The sequence below is a fragment of the Rhodobacter sp. SGA-6-6 genome (genome assembly GCF_011043545.1).
Taxonomy (GTDB): domain Bacteria; phylum Pseudomonadota; class Alphaproteobacteria; order Rhodobacterales; family Rhodobacteraceae; genus Pseudogemmobacter.
The window spans coordinates 55,258-71,748 of record NZ_JAAKGP010000003.1; the positions used below are offsets into that span (position 1 = coordinate 55,258).

Below are 16,491 nucleotides of genomic sequence, written 5' to 3' on the forward strand. Positions count from 1 at the left end.
AAGCTACTTGGGGGTAGTCATGTTCGGAAAAGTCCTGTCCGCGGCCGTTCTGGCTGCCGTTTGTGGTGCTGCGCCTGCCCTTGCCGATCTGGCGAGCCCGGCGGAACTGCCTCCACCGTCCTTCAAGGGGCAACAATACGTCGACAGCCGCGGCTGCGTCTTCCTGCGCGCCGGCTATGGCGGCCAGGTGACCTGGGTGCCGCGGGTGACGCGCGACCGCAAGCAGCTTTGCGGCTACGGCGCCTCCGGCCCGGTCGAGGTGGCGGCGCCCGAGCCGGTGGCGAAGCCCGCGCCGAAGGTCGAGACCGCCGCCGCGCCGGAGGTGAAGACCGCCCCCAAGGCCACCGCTCCGAAGACCGCCGCGAAACCCTCGCCCGCGCCGGCCCCGACCGTGGTGTCCACGCCCGCGCCCAAGGTGACGCGCCCGGCGACGGCGACCGAAGTCGCGGCGACCGGCGGCGTGGTCGTTGCCGCGCCCAAGGGCGGCGACGGCTACCGGCTGGCCTGCCCGGCCGAGACCCCGGTGGCCGAGCGGTTCGAGGTCCATGGCGGCGGCTCCAAGGTGCTGTGCACCCGCGGCGACGGCACGCTGGACCATGCCACCTTCCCGAAGCTGGTGGCGGGCGACCTGTCGGGCCAGGCCATCGGCTATGATGCCTGGACCGCCGCCAATGGCGCCGGCCGGACCGGCGAGGCGCCGGGCGGCACCGTCTACGCCACGGGTGACGATGGCTATGGCACCAGGAAATCGACCAAATCGGCGAAATACCCCAAGGTGGAGCCGCCTCCGGGCTACAAGCTGGCCTGGGACGACGACCGGCTGAACCCGAACCGCGGCAAGCAGACCGTCGAGGGTTTCCTCGCCATGGACGAGATCTGGACCCGCACCGCCCCGGCCGAACTGCGCGAGGACAGCACGATCAAGCGCAAGCCGGTGACCATCATCGTGCGCCACCGCGACGGCAGCAGCTCGCAGCACGACGGCTATGTGCTGTCGTCCAAGGGCGGCAAGAAGGTGGTGCAGATCAAGGGCAGCGACGAGGTGCTGGTGTCGAAATCCACCAAATCCGTCGCGCCGGAAGCAGCGCCGAAGGTCAAGACGCCGGCCGAGCCCGCGGCGTCGGGCCGGTTCCTGGTGCAGGTCGGCACCTTCGGCGTGGCTTCCAATGCCGAGGGCGTGGCGGGCCGGCTGAAGGGCCTGGGCCTGCCGGTCGCGCGCGGCAAGCTGAAGGGCGGGGCACTGACCGTGGTCTATGCCGGTCCCTTCGCCTCGGCGGCCGAGGCGAAGCAGGCGCTGTCGGCGGCCCGCGGCCTGGGCTTCGGCGACGCGCGGATCGTGCAGTAATCTTCTGGGAAGACGGAATTTTTGAAAATTCCGGGGCGGAGCCTTCAAAGGCTCCGTTTCGATTTCTTCGAAGAAATCGGTTCTGCGGTATCAGCCGCTGCAGACCGATTGCAGCGCCACCCAGTCGCTGTCCGACAGCAGCGGGCCGGGGATCAGCCCCTTGAACGGGTCCGCCGCCTCCAGCGCCTGTGCGTGGGCGGACAGGCCCATGCCCTCCAGCGCGCGGGCATAGGGCGTCATCGGGATCTGCGCCTGTTCGAAGGCCGCCGCCAGCGCCGTCGCGGAGGGCAGGGCGGCCTCGCGGCGCAGGAACGCCTCGCCATAGCCGTCCAGCGCCTCGGGCGGCAGCTCGCCGGTGGTCAGCAGGCGGAAGGTGCCGACCAGCCCGGCATGGTCCAGGATGTCCAGCATCGGGTCCGCCGCCTCGGCCGCCACGCCCTCGGCCAGCGCCGCCCCGGCCAGCGCCTGCGCATCCTCGCCGGTCTCGGCCAGCGGACGCGGCAGCAGGATCACCCCGCCGGGCAGGTGGGCCGGATGCGACAGCCCCTCGGGCAGGATGTAGAGGATCGGCGTGTCCTCGGCGCCGAAGATGCGCTCCGACAGCCGGGCCAGCGCCGGCAGGCCCATGGCGCCGTCGCAGGGCTGGCCGGTCAGCCGGGTGATGTCGTCCAGCGCCCGCTGGCCGATCTCGGCCCGCTTCGCCGCCGGCACGACGGAGGCCGTATGGCGGACCAGCACCCCCGGCAGCACCCAGACCGCGACGGCCAGGATCGCCAGCGTCACCCCGGCGGTCAGCCCGCCGCGCAGCCGGCCGGGCCGCGGCGTCGCCGCCCGCACCGCCGACTGGACCGCCTTCAGCGCCGCGATCATCTCGTCGTCGGCGATCTCCAGCTCTTCCGCCGCATCCTCGCCGGGGGCATAGAGCGCCGGGCGGGCGCCGGGGTTCAGTCGCATCACCGCGGGCAGGGACCAGTGGCTGAGCACCTGCTCGGACCGCGGGTCGGTCATCATCAGCGTGGCCTCGCCCATGCGCACGATGACCTCGCGCCGCTGGCCCTGCGCCTCGTCGCGCCAGAGCCCGGTGCTTTCCAGCCTTGCATACTTCTTCAGCGCCGTCATCGGGGGCGGTTGTCCGGGTTCCTTGCCTGCGCAGGACCTTACAGGGCAGGGGCGGGCACTACAACCGCCGCGCGCCGGCCGGTGAAACCCCGCCGCCGATGTCGCAATCAGGCGGGCAGGGGGCGGGGCGCCGGGCTTCAATCCGCCGGAGGAAATGGACGCGATGATGACGACAGCAACGCCCGACAGGACCCTTGCCGCCGCCGGGCTGATCCTGGTCTATGCCGCGGTGATCGGCTTCACCGACAATTTCGTCGCCGTCATCGCCGGCGAGGCCGGGCTGTGGCAGTTCCATTTCTCGCGCACGGTGATGGCGATGGTGCTGCTCTTGGCGCTGGTGCCGGTCTTCGGCCTGCGGCTGCGGCCGAAATCCTGGCCGGCGGTGGTGGCGCGCTCGGCGATCCATGGACTGGGCATCCTGATCTATTTCGGCGCGCTGGCCTTCCTGCCGGTCGCCATCGTCGCCGCCGGCCTGTTCACCGCGCCGATCTTCGTGCTCTTGATCTCCTGGCTGGTCTACGGCCAGCGCATCGGACCGTTCCGCATCACCGCCGTGGCCCTGGGTTTCCTGGGGGTGATCCTGGTGCTGGGGCCCTCGGCGCTGTCGGGTGCCTCGCTGGCGGCGGTGCTGCCGGTGGCGGCGGGGCTGATGTATGCGATGGGCAACATCGCCACCCGGCAATGGTGCGCCGGCGAAAGCGCCGAGACGCTGCTGGCCGGGTTCTTCGTCGCGCTCGGGGTTCTCGGTGGCCTCGGCATGGCTGTCCTCTGGCTGCTGCCGCTGGCGGTGCCGGAGGGAGCCGACGGCTTCCTGCTGCGCGGGCCGGTCTGGCCCTCGGGCGTCTTCCTGTGGTGGACCTTCGTGCAGGCGGCGGGGTCGCTGCTGGGGGTCGGGCTGATGATCCGCGCCTATCAGATCGCCGATGCCGGGCGGGTGAGCGTGCTGGAATATGTCATCCTGCCGGCCTCGGCCTTCTGGACCTGGGCGATCTGGGGCGACACGCTGTCGCTGACCGCCTGGGCCGGCATGGCGCTGATCGCCGCCGCCGGGACGCTGATCGCGCTGCGGGCGCGGGCGGAGGCGGTTGTGCGGGAGGAGGGGCGGGCGGAAGCGTAGGGTGTGCTCGGGTCATCCGGAGTGGCAGGTGAAACCTGCCTGCTTTTGTGGCCTCGGGTTCCATGGCGAAGGCCATCGCCTTCGCCACCGTGGAACGTTTCCCCTTGTCCCGGCCGGGCCTCAAAGGCCCGGCCAGCGCCCGCCCCGCCCCCGGCGGGCGCTTCTCGCCCGCCGGGTCGGGCGCTGGCCTCTCGGGGTTTCTCGCCGACATGTTTCCGGTTGATGCGTCGCGCACGGGCGGGGCGAGGCAATGCCTCGCCTGTTCCCGCCCGCCGAGCCGTGGACTCTACGCCCCCACCGCCTCGCGCCAGTGCCGGCGGCAGAGGCTCTGGTAGGTCTCGTTGCCGCCGATCACCACCTGCGCGCCATCCTTCAGCGCCCTGCCGTCCGGCCCCTTGCGCACCACCATGGTGGCCTTCTTGCCGCAATGGCAGATCGTGCGCACCTCGCGCATCTCGTCGGCCCAGGCCAGCAGCGCCGCCGAGCCCGGGAACAGCTCGCCGCGGAAATCCACCCGCAGACCGTAGCACATCACCGGCACCTTCAGGTCGTCCACCGCCCGGGCCAGCTGCCAGACCTGCTCCTTCGACAGGAACTGCGCCTCGTCGACGAAGACGCAGGCCACTGGCCCCTGCGCCAGCCGGGCCTCCAGCTTGGCGAAGAGGTCCTCGCCGGGCGCGAAGGTATCCGCCGGGCAGCCGATGCCGATCCGGCTGCCGATCCGCCCCTCGCCGGCGCGGTTGTCGAACTGCGCGGTGATCAGCAAGGTCTCCATCCCGCCCTCGCGGTAGTTGTGCGAAGCCTGCAGCAGCAAGGTCGACTTGCCCGCGTTCATGGTGGAGTAATGGAAGTAGAGCTTGGCCATGGCCGGTGCCTATCCACGCCCGTCCGCCTTGGCAAGCCCGCCGGAACGGGCCCCGGCGAGGGGGTGGGGCTCCGCGTTCCGTGTGGTGGCATTGGCGACATGCGCCTTTGGAAAACGGGGCGGGGGGAGCCGCTTCGGAACCGTCCTTCGCCCCCGGCGGCAGAGCCGACGGTTGCGGGTCAGACGGGCCCGCCGCACCTCGAGTTGACCTCGCCGCCGTCCTTGCGGGACGCATGTCCGGCGGACCCCCACCCGATGCCGGTGCTGGGGACACCGGCCACTCGCTACGGTTCCGGTCGCCCGGAACACCTTTATCAATGACAATCCCTTGACGTGCCATTAATGGGAAAAGCTGTAGTGATTTCCCCGCCTCGGCGCGGGCCTTCCACCGGAGCGGATCATGTCGACGGCCAGTTATCTGAAGAAGCACAGCGAAGCGCTTGTGAAGGATGTGGGCATCGAGGCGGCCTGCGAGCTGACCGGCAAGTCCAAGGCGACCCTCGGCCGATACTATTCGGACAGCGACGAGCATTTCGACCGCTTCATGCCGATCGACGTGGTCGCCCAGCTGGAGGCGGCGGCGCGCTTCCCGCATGTGACCTCGGCGCTGGCCGACCTGAAGGGGATCACCCTCAGCTACGACGCGGAGAAGCACAACGGCACCTCGAAGGGGGTGAACCAGGACGTGGTCGCCTTGGCGCAGCGCTTCGCGATGCTGATGAGCGAATACAACTCGGCGATCAGCGACGGCCGGATCTCGGTCAACGAGGCCAAGCGGATGCTGCGCGAGACGCTGGCGATCCAGCAGGTGCTCTTGGAGATGAAGCTGAACCTGGAGGACGAGGTCAGCTAGGGGCGACCGGCGTCCCCGGCGGCCGGCCCCGGGGGGGGGGTGCACCCCTCCCGCGACCATTGGTTGCTTGAACCGATGGCGCAACCTGGTCGCACTCTCCGCAGGATATTTCCAGACAGAAAATGGGCAGGGAGCCCGGGGGTTGCCCGGACAGCCTCTCAGCCGCTCCGGCCCGGGTTCCGTCGCGGCGTCTGTGCGCCGCCTTGCGGCCGACCCTGAGGGCGGGCGCCTTGCGGACGGGCGCCTTGCGGTTTTCCCTGCGGCCGCGGCGCCTTCGGCTTCGCCGGGTTGGCCGTCAGCTTCTGGCCCTGCCGCCCGCCGCCCTGCGGCCTTTGCCCGCGGTTCTGGCCCGGCCGCGGCGCCGCCGCCACCACATCGGCCGCCCAAGGGGCGCCGCCGATCACCGGCAGCGGCTTCTTCAGCAGCTTCTCGATCGCCTGCAACTCCCCCATCTCGGCCGGCGCGCAAAAGCTGATCGACGATCCTTCCGCCCCCGCCCGCGCCGTGCGGCCGATGCGGTGGACGTAGTTCTCCGGCACGTTCGGCATGTCGTAGTTGTAGACGTGCCGCACGGTCGGGATGTCGATCCCCCGCGCCGCCACGTCGGTCGCCACCAGCACGTTGACCTGGCCGGCCTTGAACTCGGTCAGGATGCGGTCGCGCTGGTTCTGGCTGCGGTTGCCGTGGATGGCGCCGACGCGGAAGCCCCATTGTGCCAGCACCTTGGCCAGCTTGTCCGAGCCGTGCTTGGTGCGGCAGAACACCAGCGCCTGCTCGTCCGGGTGCTTCTTCAGGTAGTCCTCCAGCAGCTTCGCCTTGTCGCCGTTGGGGATGAAATGCACGCCCTGCGTCACCTTCTCGGCCGGCTTGCCGGGCGGGGCGACCTGCACCTTCACCGGGTCGCGCAGGTAGGTCTCGGCGATCTCGGTGATGTCCTTCGGCATGGTGGCGCTGAACATCAGGGTCTGGCGGCGCAGCGGGATATGCTTGGCGATCCGGCGCAGCGAGTGGATGAAGCCCATGTCCAGCATGTGGTCGGCCTCGTCCAGCACCAGATAGCCGCATTTCTCCAGGGAGACATCGCCGCGCTCCAGCAGGTCGATCAGCCGGCCCGGGGTGGCGACCAGCACGTCGGCGCCCTTGACCAGGCTTTGCGCCTGCTTGTTGACCGAGGCGCCGCCGACCACCATCACCACCTTGACGGCGGTTCCTTGGGTGAAGGTCAGGAAGTTGTCCTTGATCTGGGTGGCCAGTTCCCGCGTCGGCACCAGGATCAGCGCGCGGACGTTCTTCGGCCCCGGCGGGTGGCCGATGTCCAGCAGGCGGTGCAAGAGCGGCAGCCCGAAGGCCGCGGTCTTGCCGGTGCCGGTCTGGGCCAGGCCCATCAGGTCCTTGCCCTGCATGATGTGGGGAATCGCCTGCGCCTGGATCGGCGTCGGCGTCTTGAGAGAGGTCTTTTCCAGCGCTTTCAAGATCTTGGGCGAAAGGCCGAGGGCGTCGAAAGTGGTCATGTCCGTTCCGTTCATCAAAGGGACGTGCGCCCTCGCTCCCGGAGAATTCCGGTAGCCGTGCGCGCCGTCGGCGCCCCTGCGTGATGGTGGGAACCTTTGTCCGGGCCTTCTGGATGCTCACGCGGCACGGGCTTCGGACTGGCGGGATGTGGGGGATGGGGGCAGGGATGTCAAGCGGGGGATGCGTGGCGGGTTGCGGCAATGCAAAGGCGGTGTAGGGTGACGACATGAAACCCCGCGCCCGCATCACTCTCCGGCTGTCACCGTCCTTGAAGCGGGCCGCTGAGGATTTCGCGGCAAAGGACGGTGTGCCGGTGAGCCGATATATCGCGCAAGCTCTGGCCGAGAAGGTCGGGTCGAGTGGGGCCGCGGAGTTCTTTGCCGAGCGGGGCAAGAACGGCGATCCCGAGCACGCGATTGCCTTTCTGGAAAGCCGACCGGAGTGAGGGGATCGCCCTCGCGTTGCGGCCGGCCCTCGTTCCCTCGTTCCGTCCGGCACTGAAAACGCTCCACCGGAGCGTTTTCGCCCCGGCAAGGCCGGGGGGCCTTACCTCACCCCTGCAACGTCCTCACCCCATACCCCTCGCCCCGTGCCTTCATTGCCGCCACCGCGGCCACCGATGCCGCGGCGGTGGTGAAGTAGGGGATCTTGTCCATCAGCGCCACCCGGCGGATGTCGCGGGAGTCGCTGATCGACTGGGTGCCCTCGGTGGTGTTCATCACCAGCGCGATGTCGCCGTTCTTCAGCCGGTCGACGATGTTCGGGCGGCCCTCGTAGACCTTGCCGACCAGCGTCGCCTTCACCCCCTGCGCCTGCAGCCAGGCGGCGGTGCCCTTGGTCGAGACGATCTCGAAGCCCATGGCGGCCAGGTCGCGGGCGGCGGCGGCCAGGTCCTCGGTCTTGTCGCTGTCCTTGACCGACAGGAACACCCGGCCCGTCTCCGGCAGGGTCATGCCGGCGCCCATCTGCGCCTTGAGGAAGGCCAGCGGGAAGGTGCGGTCCCAGCCCATCACCTCGCCGGTCGAACGCATCTCCGGGCCGAGCAGCGGGTCGACGCCGGGGAAGCGGGCGAAGGGCAGCACGGCCTCCTTGACCGAGAACCACGGCGTCTGCGGGTCGGCCAAAGTCAGCGGGTCGGCCAGCGGCAGGGCGGTGTCGGGGCCGACGCCCTCGGGATAGGGCGCGCGCATCGGGAAGTTGGATAGGGGCTCGCCCGCCATCAGCCTTGCGGCGATGGAGGCGATGGCGCTGTCGGTGGCCTTGGCCACGAAGGGCACGGTGCGGGACGCGCGCGGGTTCACCTCCAGGACGTAGATCACCCCTTCCTTGATGGCGAATTGCACGTTCATCAGGCCGACCACGTTCAGCGCCCGGGCCATCTGCACGGTCTGCCGTTTCAGTTCCTCCACCGTCTCGGCGGACAGGTGGTGCGGCGGCAGGCAGCAGGCGGAATCGCCGGAATGGACGCCGGCTTCCTCGATATGCTCCATGATCCCGGCGACATGAACGTTCTTGCCGTCCGACAGCGCATCCACATCCACCTCGACCGCGCCGGAGAGGTAGCTGTCCAGCAGCACGGGGCTGTCGCCGGAAACCTGCACGGCGGTGGAGATGTAGCGCTCGAGGTGCTCGTCCGAGCGGACGATCTCCATCGCCCGGCCGCCGAGGACGAAGGACGGGCGGATCACCAGCGGGTAGCCGACGTCCTTGGCCACCGCGAAGGCCTCGTCGCGGCTGCGGGCGGTGCCGTTGTGCGGTTGCTTCAGGCCGAGGTCGTGGAGGAGTTTCTGGAAGCGTTCGCGGTCTTCGGCGAGGTCGATGGCGTCGGGCGTGGTGCCGAGGATCGGGATGCCTTCCTCATGCAGGGCGTTGGCGAGTTTCAGCGGTGTCTGGCCGCCGAACTGGACGATGACGCCGTGGAGCGTGCCGTTCTCCTGCTCCACCCGCAGGATTTCCAGCACATGCTCCAGCGTCAGCGGCTCGAAATAGAGTCGGTCGGAGGTGTCGTAGTCGGTGCTGACCGTCTCCGGATTGCAGTTGACCATGATGGTCTCGTAACCCGCCGCGGTCAGCGCGAAGCAGGCATGGCAGCAGCAATAGTCGAACTCGATCCCCTGGCCGATGCGGTTGGGGCCGCCGCCGAGGATGACCACCTTCTTCGCCGCGGTGGGGCGGCTTTCGCATTCCACGTCCCCCATCGCCGGGGCCTCGTAGGTGGAATACATGTAGGGGGTCTGCGCCTCGAATTCGGCGGCGCAGGTGTCGATGCGCTTGAACACCGCGGTGACGCCGAGGTTCTTGCGGGCGCGCCGCACCTGGGCCTCGTCGCGGCCGGTCAGCTTCGCCAGCCGGGCATCGGTGAAGCCCATCATCTTCAGCGCCCGCAGGCCCTCGGCGGTGACGGGCAGGCCCTCCTTGCGGATTTTCTCTTCGGTATCAACGATTTCCCGGATGCGGGCGAGGAACCAGGGGTCGAAGGCGGTGACCTGCTGGATCTCGTCGTCGCTCAGCCCGTGGCGCATGGCCTGGGCGATCACCCGCAGCCGGTCGGGCGTGGCTTCGCTCAGTTTCTTCGAGATGGCGGCGCGGGTTTCCGGGTCGGGGTCCCGGGTCAAGCCCGGGACGGGTGTTCCGGGGACGCCCGGGATCACGATCTCGTCGAAGCCGGTCAGGCCGGTCTCCAGCGAGGCCAGCGCCTTCTGCAGCGATTCATGGATGGTGCGGCCGATGGCCATCGCCTCGCCGACCGATTTCATCGCGGTGGTGAGATGGGGCTCGGACCCCGGGAACTTTTCAAAAGCGAACCTCGGGATCTTCGTCACCACATAATCTATGGTAGGCTCGAAGGAGGCGGGTGTCACTTTCGTGATGTCGTTGTCCAGCTCGTCCAGCGTATAGCCGACCGCCAGCTTGGCGGCGATCTTGGCGATGGGGAAGCCGGTGGCCTTGGACGCCAGCGCCGAGGAGCGGCTGACGCGCGGGTTCATCTCGATCACCACCATGCGGCCGTCGGCCGGGTTGATCGCCCATTGCACGTTGGAGCCGCCGGTCTCCACCCCGATCTCGCGCAGCACGGCGATGCTGCCGTTGCGCATGATCTGGTATTCCTTGTCGGTCAGCGTCAGCGCCGGGGCGACGGTGATGGAATCGCCGGTGTGGACGCCCATCGGATCGACGTTCTCGATGGAACAGACGATGATCGCGTTGTCCGCCTTGTCGCGGACGACCTCCATCTCGTATTCCTTCCAGCCGAGCAGGCTTTCGTCGACCAGCACCTGCGCGACGGGGCTAGCCTCCAGCCCGGACTTCACGATGGCCTCGTAATCGTCGCGGTTGTAGGCGACGCCGCCGCCGGTGCCGCCCAGGGTGAAGGCGGGGCGGATGATCGCCGGCAGGCCGATGTGTTCGAGGTCCTTCATTGCCTGCGCCACGCCGGCGGCGATGTCATACTTGCCGGAGGGCAGTTTCGGCGCGGCGACGATGGTGGCCTTGGGGTTTTCCAGCCCGATCCGGTCCATCGCCTCGCGGAACAATTTGCGGTCTTCTGCCATTTCGATGGCGTCGCGCTTGGCGCCGATCAGCTCGACGTTGAACTTTTCCAACACGCCCATGTCGGCCAGCGCCAGCGCGGTGTTGAGGCCGGTCTGCCCGCCCATGGTGGGCAGCAGCGCGTCGGGGCGTTCCTTCTCGATGATCTTGGCCACCACCTCGGGGGTGATCGGCTCGATATAGGTGGCGTCGGCCAGCCCCGGGTCGGTCATGATGGTGGCGGGGTTGGAGTTGACCAGGATCACCCGGTAGCCCTCTTCCCGCAGCGCCTTGCAGGCCTGGGCGCCGGAGTAGTCGAACTCGCAGGCCTGGCCGATGACGATGGGACCGGCTCCGATGATCATGATCGACTGGATGTCGGTTCTCTTCGGCATCGGATTCTCCATCGGGCAAGCGGGCGGCGGGCAAATTGGCGGGGTTATAGACCGAAGGGGCGGAGGCGCAAGGGGCAAACGGGCGGGCTTTCCGGCAGCCGCCGGGGGCGCTTCGCCCCCCGGACCCCCAGAGAGTATTTGCGCCAAGATGAAGGGGCAGGGCCGTCGCAATCCGGGTCGCGTCGGTCGGGAAAGGCTCTGGTGCGGGGGGCTTGGGCGGCGTAATGCGGGGACGAGACAAGGGGGCGCGCAGTGATCCTTCTGGAACATGGACCGACGGGCCGGCCGGCGCTGTTCGCAGCGCCGCGCGAGATCGTTGCCGCCCATGCGCCGGGGCAGGTGGCGCGCGCGCTGGCCCGGACCGAGGCGGCGCGGGCGGGGGGCGCCTGGGTCGCCGGCTATATCGCCTACGAGGCGGGCTATGCGCTGGAGCCGCGCCTGCGGCCGCTGATGCCGCGGCGGCGGGCGGGGCCGCTGGTGCTGCTGGGGGTCTTCGACGGGCCGCAGGCCGCGGGGCCGGCGCTGGAGCGGGCGGCGGCGGAGGGCCGGGCGACCGCGATGACCGCGCCCGAGCCGCTGGTCGGCCGCCGCGCCTATGGCACCGCCGCGCGGCGGGTCTTCGACTATATCGCCGCGGGCGATTGCTATCAGGTCAACCTGACCTTCCCGATGGCGGCGCGGCTGGTGTCGGGCACTCCCCTGGGCCTTTACGGCGCCTTCCGGCGCACCGGGGCGGTGGGGCACGGGGCCTATGTCGACCTTGGGCAGGGGCCGGTGGTGGTGTCGCGCAGCCCGGAGTTGTTCTTCCGCACCGAAGCCGGGGGCCGGATCGAGACGCGGCCGATGAAGGGCACCCGCCCGCGTGGGGCGGATGCGGTGGAAGATGCGGCGCTGGTCGCCGATCTGGCGGCTTCGGTGAAGGACCGGGCCGAGAACCTGATGATCGTCGATCTGCTGCGCAACGACATCTCGCGGCTGGCGCAGGTGGGGACGGTGAAGGTGCCTGCGCTCTACGCCATCGAGACCTATGCCACGGTCCACCAGATGACCTCGACGGTGGAGGGGGTGCTGGCGACGCCCGCCACCCTGCCCGGGCTGATGCAGGCGCTGTTCCCCTGCGGCTCGGTCACCGGCGCGCCGAAGATCCGGGCGATGGAGATCATCCGGCAGGTCGAGCGCCACCCCCGCGGCGTCTATTGCGGCGCGGTGGGGTGGATGTCGCCCGAAGGGGCGGCGGATTTCTCGGTGGCGATCCGCACGCTGTCGGTGACGGGCGACCGGATCGTGATGAACGTGGGCGGCGGGCTGACGCATGGCTCGACCGTCGCGGGCGAATGGGAGGAGGCGCTGTGGAAAGCGCGCTTCGTGAAGGCGGCGGTGCGCCGGGGCTGAGGTTGATCGAGACGATGCTGTGGGATGGCGCGGCGGCTCCGCGTTGGCCGCTGCATCTGGCGCGGCTGCGGCGGTCTGCGGCCCTGCTGGGGTGGAAACGCCCGGAGGTGGCGCCCGCGGGGCCGGACCACCCGGCGCGGCTGCGGCTGACGCTGGGGCGCGCTGGCGATGCGGTCTGGGAGGTGCATCCGCTGCCGGCTGCAAAGGCGGAATGGCGCCTCGGACTGGCGGGCGAGCGGGTGTTTTCCGGCGATCCCTGGCTTTCGGTGAAATCCACCCGGCGCGGCACCTATGACCGCGCCCGGGCGGCCCTGCCCGAGGGGCTGGACGAGGTGGTCTTCCTTAACGAGCGCGGCGAGGCGACCGAGGGCACCATCACCAACCTCTTCTTCGACCGCGGGCAGGGGATGCGGACGCCGCCCTTGTCCTGCGGCCTCCTGCCCGGGGTGCTGCGGGCGGAGCTGGCCTGTCCCGAAGAGGTGCTGAGGCCGGAAGACCTGCCGAAGGTGCGGCTCTGGGTCGGCAATGCCCTGCGCGGACTGATCCCGGCGGTCTGGGTCGGCTGAGCGCGCTTGTCGTCGCATTCCATGCGCTCCTCGCCGGGGCAATCCGACGAGCGGTCGAAGACCGACGAGGAGGCGGGCTTGACTTCGCGCGGACGCGGGGGTCTATCGGCGCGATGGAATTTCTGCCCTCGGAAGGGGACTGACGATGCATGTCTACCGCAGCCATACCTGTGCGGCGCTGAACAAGGCCCATGTGGGCGAAACCGTGCGGCTTTCCGGCTGGGTCCACCGGGTGCGCGACCATGGCGGGGTGCTGTTCATCGACCTGCGCGACCATTACGGCATCACCCAGGTGCTCTGCGACGGCGATTCCGACGCCTTCAAGGCGATGGAGAAGGTGCGGGCCGAATGGGTGATCCGCATCGACGGGCGGGTGAAGGCCCGCGACGCCTCTCTCGTGAACGCCAAGATCCCCACCGGAGAGATCGAGGTCTATGTCACCGGGCTGGAAGTCCTGGGCCAGGCCGAGGAACTGCCGCTGCCGGTCTTCGGCGAGCTGGACTACCCCGAGGAGACCCGGCTGACCTACCGCTTCCTCGACCTGCGGCGCGAGACCATGCATCAGAACATGATGCTGCGGTCCAATGTCGTGCGCTGGCTGCGGAACAAGATGTGGGATCAGGGCTTCAACGAATTCCAGACCCCGATCATCACCGCCTCGTCGCCGGAGGGCGCCCGCGACTTCCTGGTGCCGTCCCGCCTGCACCCCGGCAAGTTCTACGCCCTGCCGCAGGCGCCGCAGCAGTTCAAGCAGCTGATCATGGTGGCGGGCTTCGACCGCTACTTCCAGATCGCCCCCTGCTTCCGCGACGAGGACCCGCGGGCGGACCGCAGCCCGACCGATTTCTACCAGTTGGACATCGAGATGTCCTTCGTCGAGCAGGAGGATGTCTTCGCCGCCGTGCAGCCGGTGCTGCAAGGCCTGTTCGAGACCTTCGGCAACGGTCGCAAGGTCCATGCCGACTGGCCGCGCATCGCCTACCGCGACGCGCTGAAATGGTATGGCTCCGACAAGCCCGACCTGCGCAACCCGATCAAGATGCAGGATGTGAGCGAACATTTCCGCGGCTCCGGCTTCGCCATCTTCGCCAACCTGCTGCAGAACGAAGGCACCGAGGTCCGCGCCATCCCGGCGCCCACCGGCGGCAGCCGCAAGTTCGCCGACCGGATGAACGCCTTCGCGCAGAAGGAAGGCCTGCCGGGCATGGGCTACATCTTCTGGCGCAAGGCCGAAGACGGCAGCACCGAAGCGGCCGGCCCCATCGCCAAGGCCATCGGGGCGGAGCGGACCGAGGCTCTGCGCGTGGAGCTGGGGCTGAAGGAAGGCGATGCCGTCTTCTTCCTGGCCGGCAAGCCGGAGGCCTTCGAGGCGGTCGCCGGCAAGGCCCGCAACGAGATCGGCAACGAGCTGGGCCTGACCGAGAAGGACAGCTTCCGCTTCGCCTGGATCGTCGATTTCCCGATGTATGAGAAGACCGACGAGGGCAAGATCGACTTCTCCCACAACCCGTTCTCGATGCCGCAGGGCGGGATGCAGGCGCTGGAGGGCGATCCGCTGCAGGTCTACGCCTACCAGTATGACCTGGCCTGCAACGGCTATGAGGTCATCTCGGGCGGCATCCGCAACCACAAGCCCGAGATCATGTATCGGGCCTTTGAACTCGCCGGATACCCGAACGAAGAGGTCGACAAGCGCTTCGGCGGCATGGTCAAGGCGTTCAAATACGGCGCCCCCCCGCACGGCGGCTGCGCGGCGGGGATCGACCGGCTGGTGATGCTGCTGGCGGACACGACGAACATCCGCGAGGTCATCATGTTCCCGATGAACCAGCGCGCCGAGGACCTGCTGATGAACGCCCCTTCGGAGCCGACCCTGCAACAGCTGCGCGAGCTGAACCTGCGGGTGGTGCCGAAGGAAAGCTGATGTATCAGGCTTCGGTCCCCGTCTTCCGCCACTACCTGTCGCGCATCAGCGACATCGTGGCGGTGGCGGGGCCGGATGCGCTGGACGCGCAGATCGCCGACGCCTTCCCCGCCCGCAGCCAGTTCGCCATCGCCGCCGGCCTGTCGCTCAGCGTGACCTGCCTGCTGATCGGCCGCGAGGTGCCCGACCTGCCCGAGGGCCTCGGCCCGCGGCTGGCGGTGGCCCGCGCGACCCTGGGCTCGATGAAGCCGGCGGAGTTCGAGGGGGCGGAGACGCGACTCATCAGCCATCGCGCCGGGTTCGCCGATGTCGACCAGACCGGCGAGCAGTTCCTCCACCTCTTCGGCCTGCCGAACTTCTTCTTCCACATGACCATGGGCTATGCCGCGCTGCGGGCGGCCGGAGTGCCGCTCGGCAAGGAGGATTTCGACGGCATCCATTCCTACCCGAAGGATTTCCGCTTCTGAACCGGGACTTGCGGCCCCCGTCCCGCCCGCATAGCCTGCGCCAAAGGCCGGGAGGACGGGACGTGGGCGACGAGGCGAGACTGGGCCGCGAGGTGAAGGACTGGGTGCCGCCGCCGCGGCCGGGGCATGACCCGATGGAGGGCCGCGCGGTCCGGCTGGAGCCGCTGAACGCCGACGCCCATGCCGCCGACCTGCACCGCGCCTTCGCCGGGCACGACTCGCTCTGGGACTACATGGCCTACGGCCCCTTCGTCTCGGCCGGGGCCTATCACCGCTGGGCGAAGGAGCGCGAGGCGGCCGAGGACCCGCGCTTCTTCGTGCTGCGCGACCGGGCCACGGGGCATTGCGGCGGCATCGCCAGCTACCTGCGGATCGCGCCGGAGGCGGGGTCGATCGAGGTCGGCCATATCTGCATCGCGCCGGAGATGCAGAAGGGCCTCGCCGCGACCGAGGCGATGGGACTGATGATGGACTGGGCCTTCCGCGCCGGCTACCGCCGCTACGAATGGAAGTGCAACGCGCTGAACCTGGCCTCGCGGCGGGCGGCGCAGCGGTTGGGGTTCAGCTACGAGGGGGTGTTCCGCAACCATCTGGTGGTGAAGGGCCGCAACCGCGACACCGCCTGGTTCGCGGTGACCTGCGAGGACTGGCCGGCGCTGTCGGAAGCCTTCCGCGCCTGGCTGGCGCCGGAGAACTTCGACTCCGCGGGCCGCCAGAAGGAACGCCTGTCCGACCTGACCCGGCTGACCCGCTACGCCGCCGACCCGGCGCTCTGACCCCTGCGGTTGCCGAATCGAGCGCCTTGCGGCGCGAGCCTTTCGTCTCGCCTCTGCGCGCAAGCGCGCAACCGGCTCGGGCGTGCCTCCGGCGGGGATATTTGGGGGCAGGTGAAAGGGAAGAAGCGCGCCTCTCCATTTCACCTGCCTCAAATATCCTCGGGGGGTGCGACCATGGTTGCGCCATTGGTTCGAGCAACCAATGGTCGCGGTGGGGGCGAAGCGCCCCCGGTTCCGACAGTCGCCGCAAGGACCTCCGCGGATCAGGGTTTCGGCCGGCGGTCCAGCCGGTAGCTGCCCTCGGGCAGGTCCAGCGCGGCGGCGAGGTCGGCCAGTTGTGCCAGCGACAGGGTGATCTGCTGGCTGTCGCCGCTGTCGGGGTCGAACTGCTCGACCGTCACGCAATCCTCGAAGGCCGAGATGGTGATATCGCCCTGCAGCGGCAGGTCGCCGCCCTCGTCGACCAGGGTGATGACGGTGGCGTCGAATTCGTGCTCGATGGTGAACATGCGGGCAGCCTAGCCGCCATGGCGGGGGCGTTCAACGGATTCGTCCCGCTGACGCCTGCGTGAGCGGGGCTTCCGCCCGCCCGGCCGGGGCTGATAGGGTCGGCGCGACCAACCGGAACCTGT

At 69.3% G+C, this 16,491-nt stretch carries 14 protein-coding genes; 9 read left to right on the forward strand and 5 right to left on the reverse strand.

Annotated features, from left to right (window positions below):
* The first annotated feature begins 19 nt into the window (after nt 1–19).
* Nucleotides 20–1,345, forward strand: coding sequence for an SPOR domain-containing protein (locus G5B31_RS06655; RefSeq protein WP_165015030.1), 1,326 nt, complete (start codon nt 20–22; stop codon nt 1,343–1,345).
* Nucleotides 1,346–1,435: 90 nt separating this feature from the next.
* Here G5B31_RS06655 and G5B31_RS06660 read toward each other — a convergent pair whose 3' ends face one another.
* Entirely contained in the window at nt 1,436–2,464 is a 1,029-nt protein-coding gene (locus G5B31_RS06660) for a hypothetical protein (protein ID WP_165015033.1), read from the reverse strand.
* A 166-nt stretch (nt 2,465–2,630) separates the two neighbouring features.
* Between G5B31_RS06660 and G5B31_RS06665 the strand changes: the two genes are divergently transcribed.
* Nucleotides 2,631–3,581 carry a DMT family transporter gene (locus G5B31_RS06665; protein WP_165015036.1) on the forward strand — a complete coding sequence of 317 codons (951 nt, stop codon included), beginning with the start codon at nt 2,631–2,633 and terminating at the stop codon, nt 3,579–3,581.
* A gap of 286 nt (nt 3,582–3,867) precedes the next feature.
* Here the strand turns inward: G5B31_RS06665 and G5B31_RS06670 are convergent, their stop codons facing one another.
* Complete coding sequence (locus G5B31_RS06670) at nt 3,868–4,446, reverse strand: thymidine kinase (protein WP_165015039.1); 579 nt, start codon at nt 4,444–4,446, stop codon at nt 3,868–3,870.
* A gap of 400 nt (nt 4,447–4,846) precedes the next feature.
* Here G5B31_RS06670 and G5B31_RS06675 point away from each other — a divergent pair, with 400 nt between their 5' ends.
* Nucleotides 4,847–5,299: a hypothetical protein gene (locus G5B31_RS06675; protein WP_165015042.1), complete on the forward strand. Its 453-nt coding sequence runs from the start codon at nt 4,847–4,849 to the stop codon at nt 5,297–5,299.
* Nucleotides 5,300–5,457: 158 nt separating this feature from the next.
* On the opposite strand, the gene G5B31_RS06680 is transcribed toward G5B31_RS06675, so the two are convergent.
* A complete protein-coding gene (locus tag G5B31_RS06680; protein ID WP_165015045.1) occupies nt 5,458–6,810 on the reverse strand; it encodes a DEAD/DEAH box helicase in 1,353 nt (450 codons plus the stop codon).
* 227 nt (nt 6,811–7,037) lie between these two features.
* Between G5B31_RS06680 and G5B31_RS06685 the strand changes: the two genes are divergently transcribed.
* The gene (locus G5B31_RS06685; RefSeq protein WP_165015048.1) at nt 7,038–7,256 is read left to right on the forward strand and encodes a toxin-antitoxin system HicB family antitoxin; all 219 of its coding nucleotides are present in this window, start codon (nt 7,038–7,040) and stop codon (nt 7,254–7,256) included.
* A 106-nt stretch (nt 7,257–7,362) separates the two neighbouring features.
* On the opposite strand, the gene carB is transcribed toward G5B31_RS06685, so the two are convergent.
* Nucleotides 7,363–10,734 (reverse strand): carbamoyl-phosphate synthase large subunit, encoded by a 3,372-nt coding sequence (carB, locus tag G5B31_RS06690; RefSeq protein ID WP_165015051.1) that lies wholly within the window; start codon nt 10,732–10,734, stop codon nt 7,363–7,365.
* Between the two features lie 252 nt (nt 10,735–10,986).
* On the opposite strand from carB, the gene G5B31_RS06695 reads away from it, so the two are divergent.
* From G5B31_RS06695 to G5B31_RS06715, 5 genes are all read left to right on the forward strand, one after another.
* The gene (locus tag G5B31_RS06695) at nt 10,987–12,126 is read left to right on the forward strand and encodes an aminodeoxychorismate synthase component I (protein WP_165015055.1); all 1,140 of its coding nucleotides are present in this window, start codon (nt 10,987–10,989) and stop codon (nt 12,124–12,126) included.
* The gene (locus G5B31_RS06700) at nt 12,084–12,692 is read left to right on the forward strand and encodes an aminotransferase class IV family protein (protein ID WP_394352119.1); all 609 of its coding nucleotides are present in this window, start codon (nt 12,084–12,086) and stop codon (nt 12,690–12,692) included. Before G5B31_RS06695 ends, G5B31_RS06700 begins: the two co-directional genes overlap by 43 nt.
* Before the next feature lie 145 nt (nt 12,693–12,837).
* A complete protein-coding gene (gene aspS / locus G5B31_RS06705; RefSeq protein ID WP_165015057.1) occupies nt 12,838–14,616 on the forward strand; it encodes an aspartate--tRNA ligase in 1,779 nt (592 codons plus the stop codon).
* Nucleotides 14,616–15,083 carry a DUF1993 family protein gene (locus G5B31_RS06710; protein ID WP_165015061.1) on the forward strand — a complete coding sequence of 156 codons (468 nt, stop codon included), beginning with the start codon at nt 14,616–14,618 and terminating at the stop codon, nt 15,081–15,083. Before aspS ends, G5B31_RS06710 begins: the two co-directional genes overlap by 1 nt.
* A gap of 62 nt (nt 15,084–15,145) precedes the next feature.
* Entirely contained in the window at nt 15,146–15,859 is a 714-nt protein-coding gene (locus G5B31_RS06715) for a GNAT family protein (protein ID WP_346763888.1), read from the forward strand.
* A gap of 263 nt (nt 15,860–16,122) precedes the next feature.
* On the opposite strand, the gene G5B31_RS06720 is transcribed toward G5B31_RS06715, so the two are convergent.
* Nucleotides 16,123–16,368 carry a hypothetical protein gene (locus G5B31_RS06720; protein ID WP_165015063.1) on the reverse strand — a complete coding sequence of 82 codons (246 nt, stop codon included), beginning with the start codon at nt 16,366–16,368 and terminating at the stop codon, nt 16,123–16,125.
* Between the last annotated feature and the right edge of the window lie 123 nt (nt 16,369–16,491).

Bases quoted from the DNA above. Each gene is read 5' to 3' on its own strand.
- G5B31_RS06660 (WP_165015033.1), bottom strand. From the start codon at position 2,464: ATGACGGCGCTGAAGAAGTATGCAAGGCTGGAAAGCACCGGGCTCTGG.
- G5B31_RS06670 (WP_165015039.1), bottom strand. From the start codon at position 4,446: ATGGCCAAGCTCTACTTCCATTACTCCACCATGAACGCGGGCAAGTCG.
- carB (WP_165015051.1), bottom strand. From the start codon at position 10,734: ATGCCGAAGAGAACCGACATCCAGTCGATCATGATCATCGGAGCCGGT.
- G5B31_RS06710 (WP_165015061.1), top strand. From the start codon at position 14,616: ATGTATCAGGCTTCGGTCCCCGTCTTCCGCCACTACCTGTCGCGCATC.
- G5B31_RS06720 (WP_165015063.1), bottom strand. From the start codon at position 16,368: ATGTTCACCATCGAGCACGAATTCGACGCCACCGTCATCACCCTGGTC.
- G5B31_RS06655 (WP_165015030.1), top strand. From the start codon at position 20: ATGTTCGGAAAAGTCCTGTCCGCGGCCGTTCTGGCTGCCGTTTGTGGT.
- G5B31_RS06680 (WP_165015045.1), bottom strand. From the start codon at position 6,810: ATGACCACTTTCGACGCCCTCGGCCTTTCGCCCAAGATCTTGAAAGCG.
- G5B31_RS06685 (WP_165015048.1), top strand. From the start codon at position 7,038: ATGAAACCCCGCGCCCGCATCACTCTCCGGCTGTCACCGTCCTTGAAG.
- G5B31_RS06675 (WP_165015042.1), top strand. From the start codon at position 4,847: ATGTCGACGGCCAGTTATCTGAAGAAGCACAGCGAAGCGCTTGTGAAG.
- G5B31_RS06665 (WP_165015036.1), top strand. From the start codon at position 2,631: ATGACGACAGCAACGCCCGACAGGACCCTTGCCGCCGCCGGGCTGATC.
- aspS (WP_165015057.1), top strand. From the start codon at position 12,838: ATGCATGTCTACCGCAGCCATACCTGTGCGGCGCTGAACAAGGCCCAT.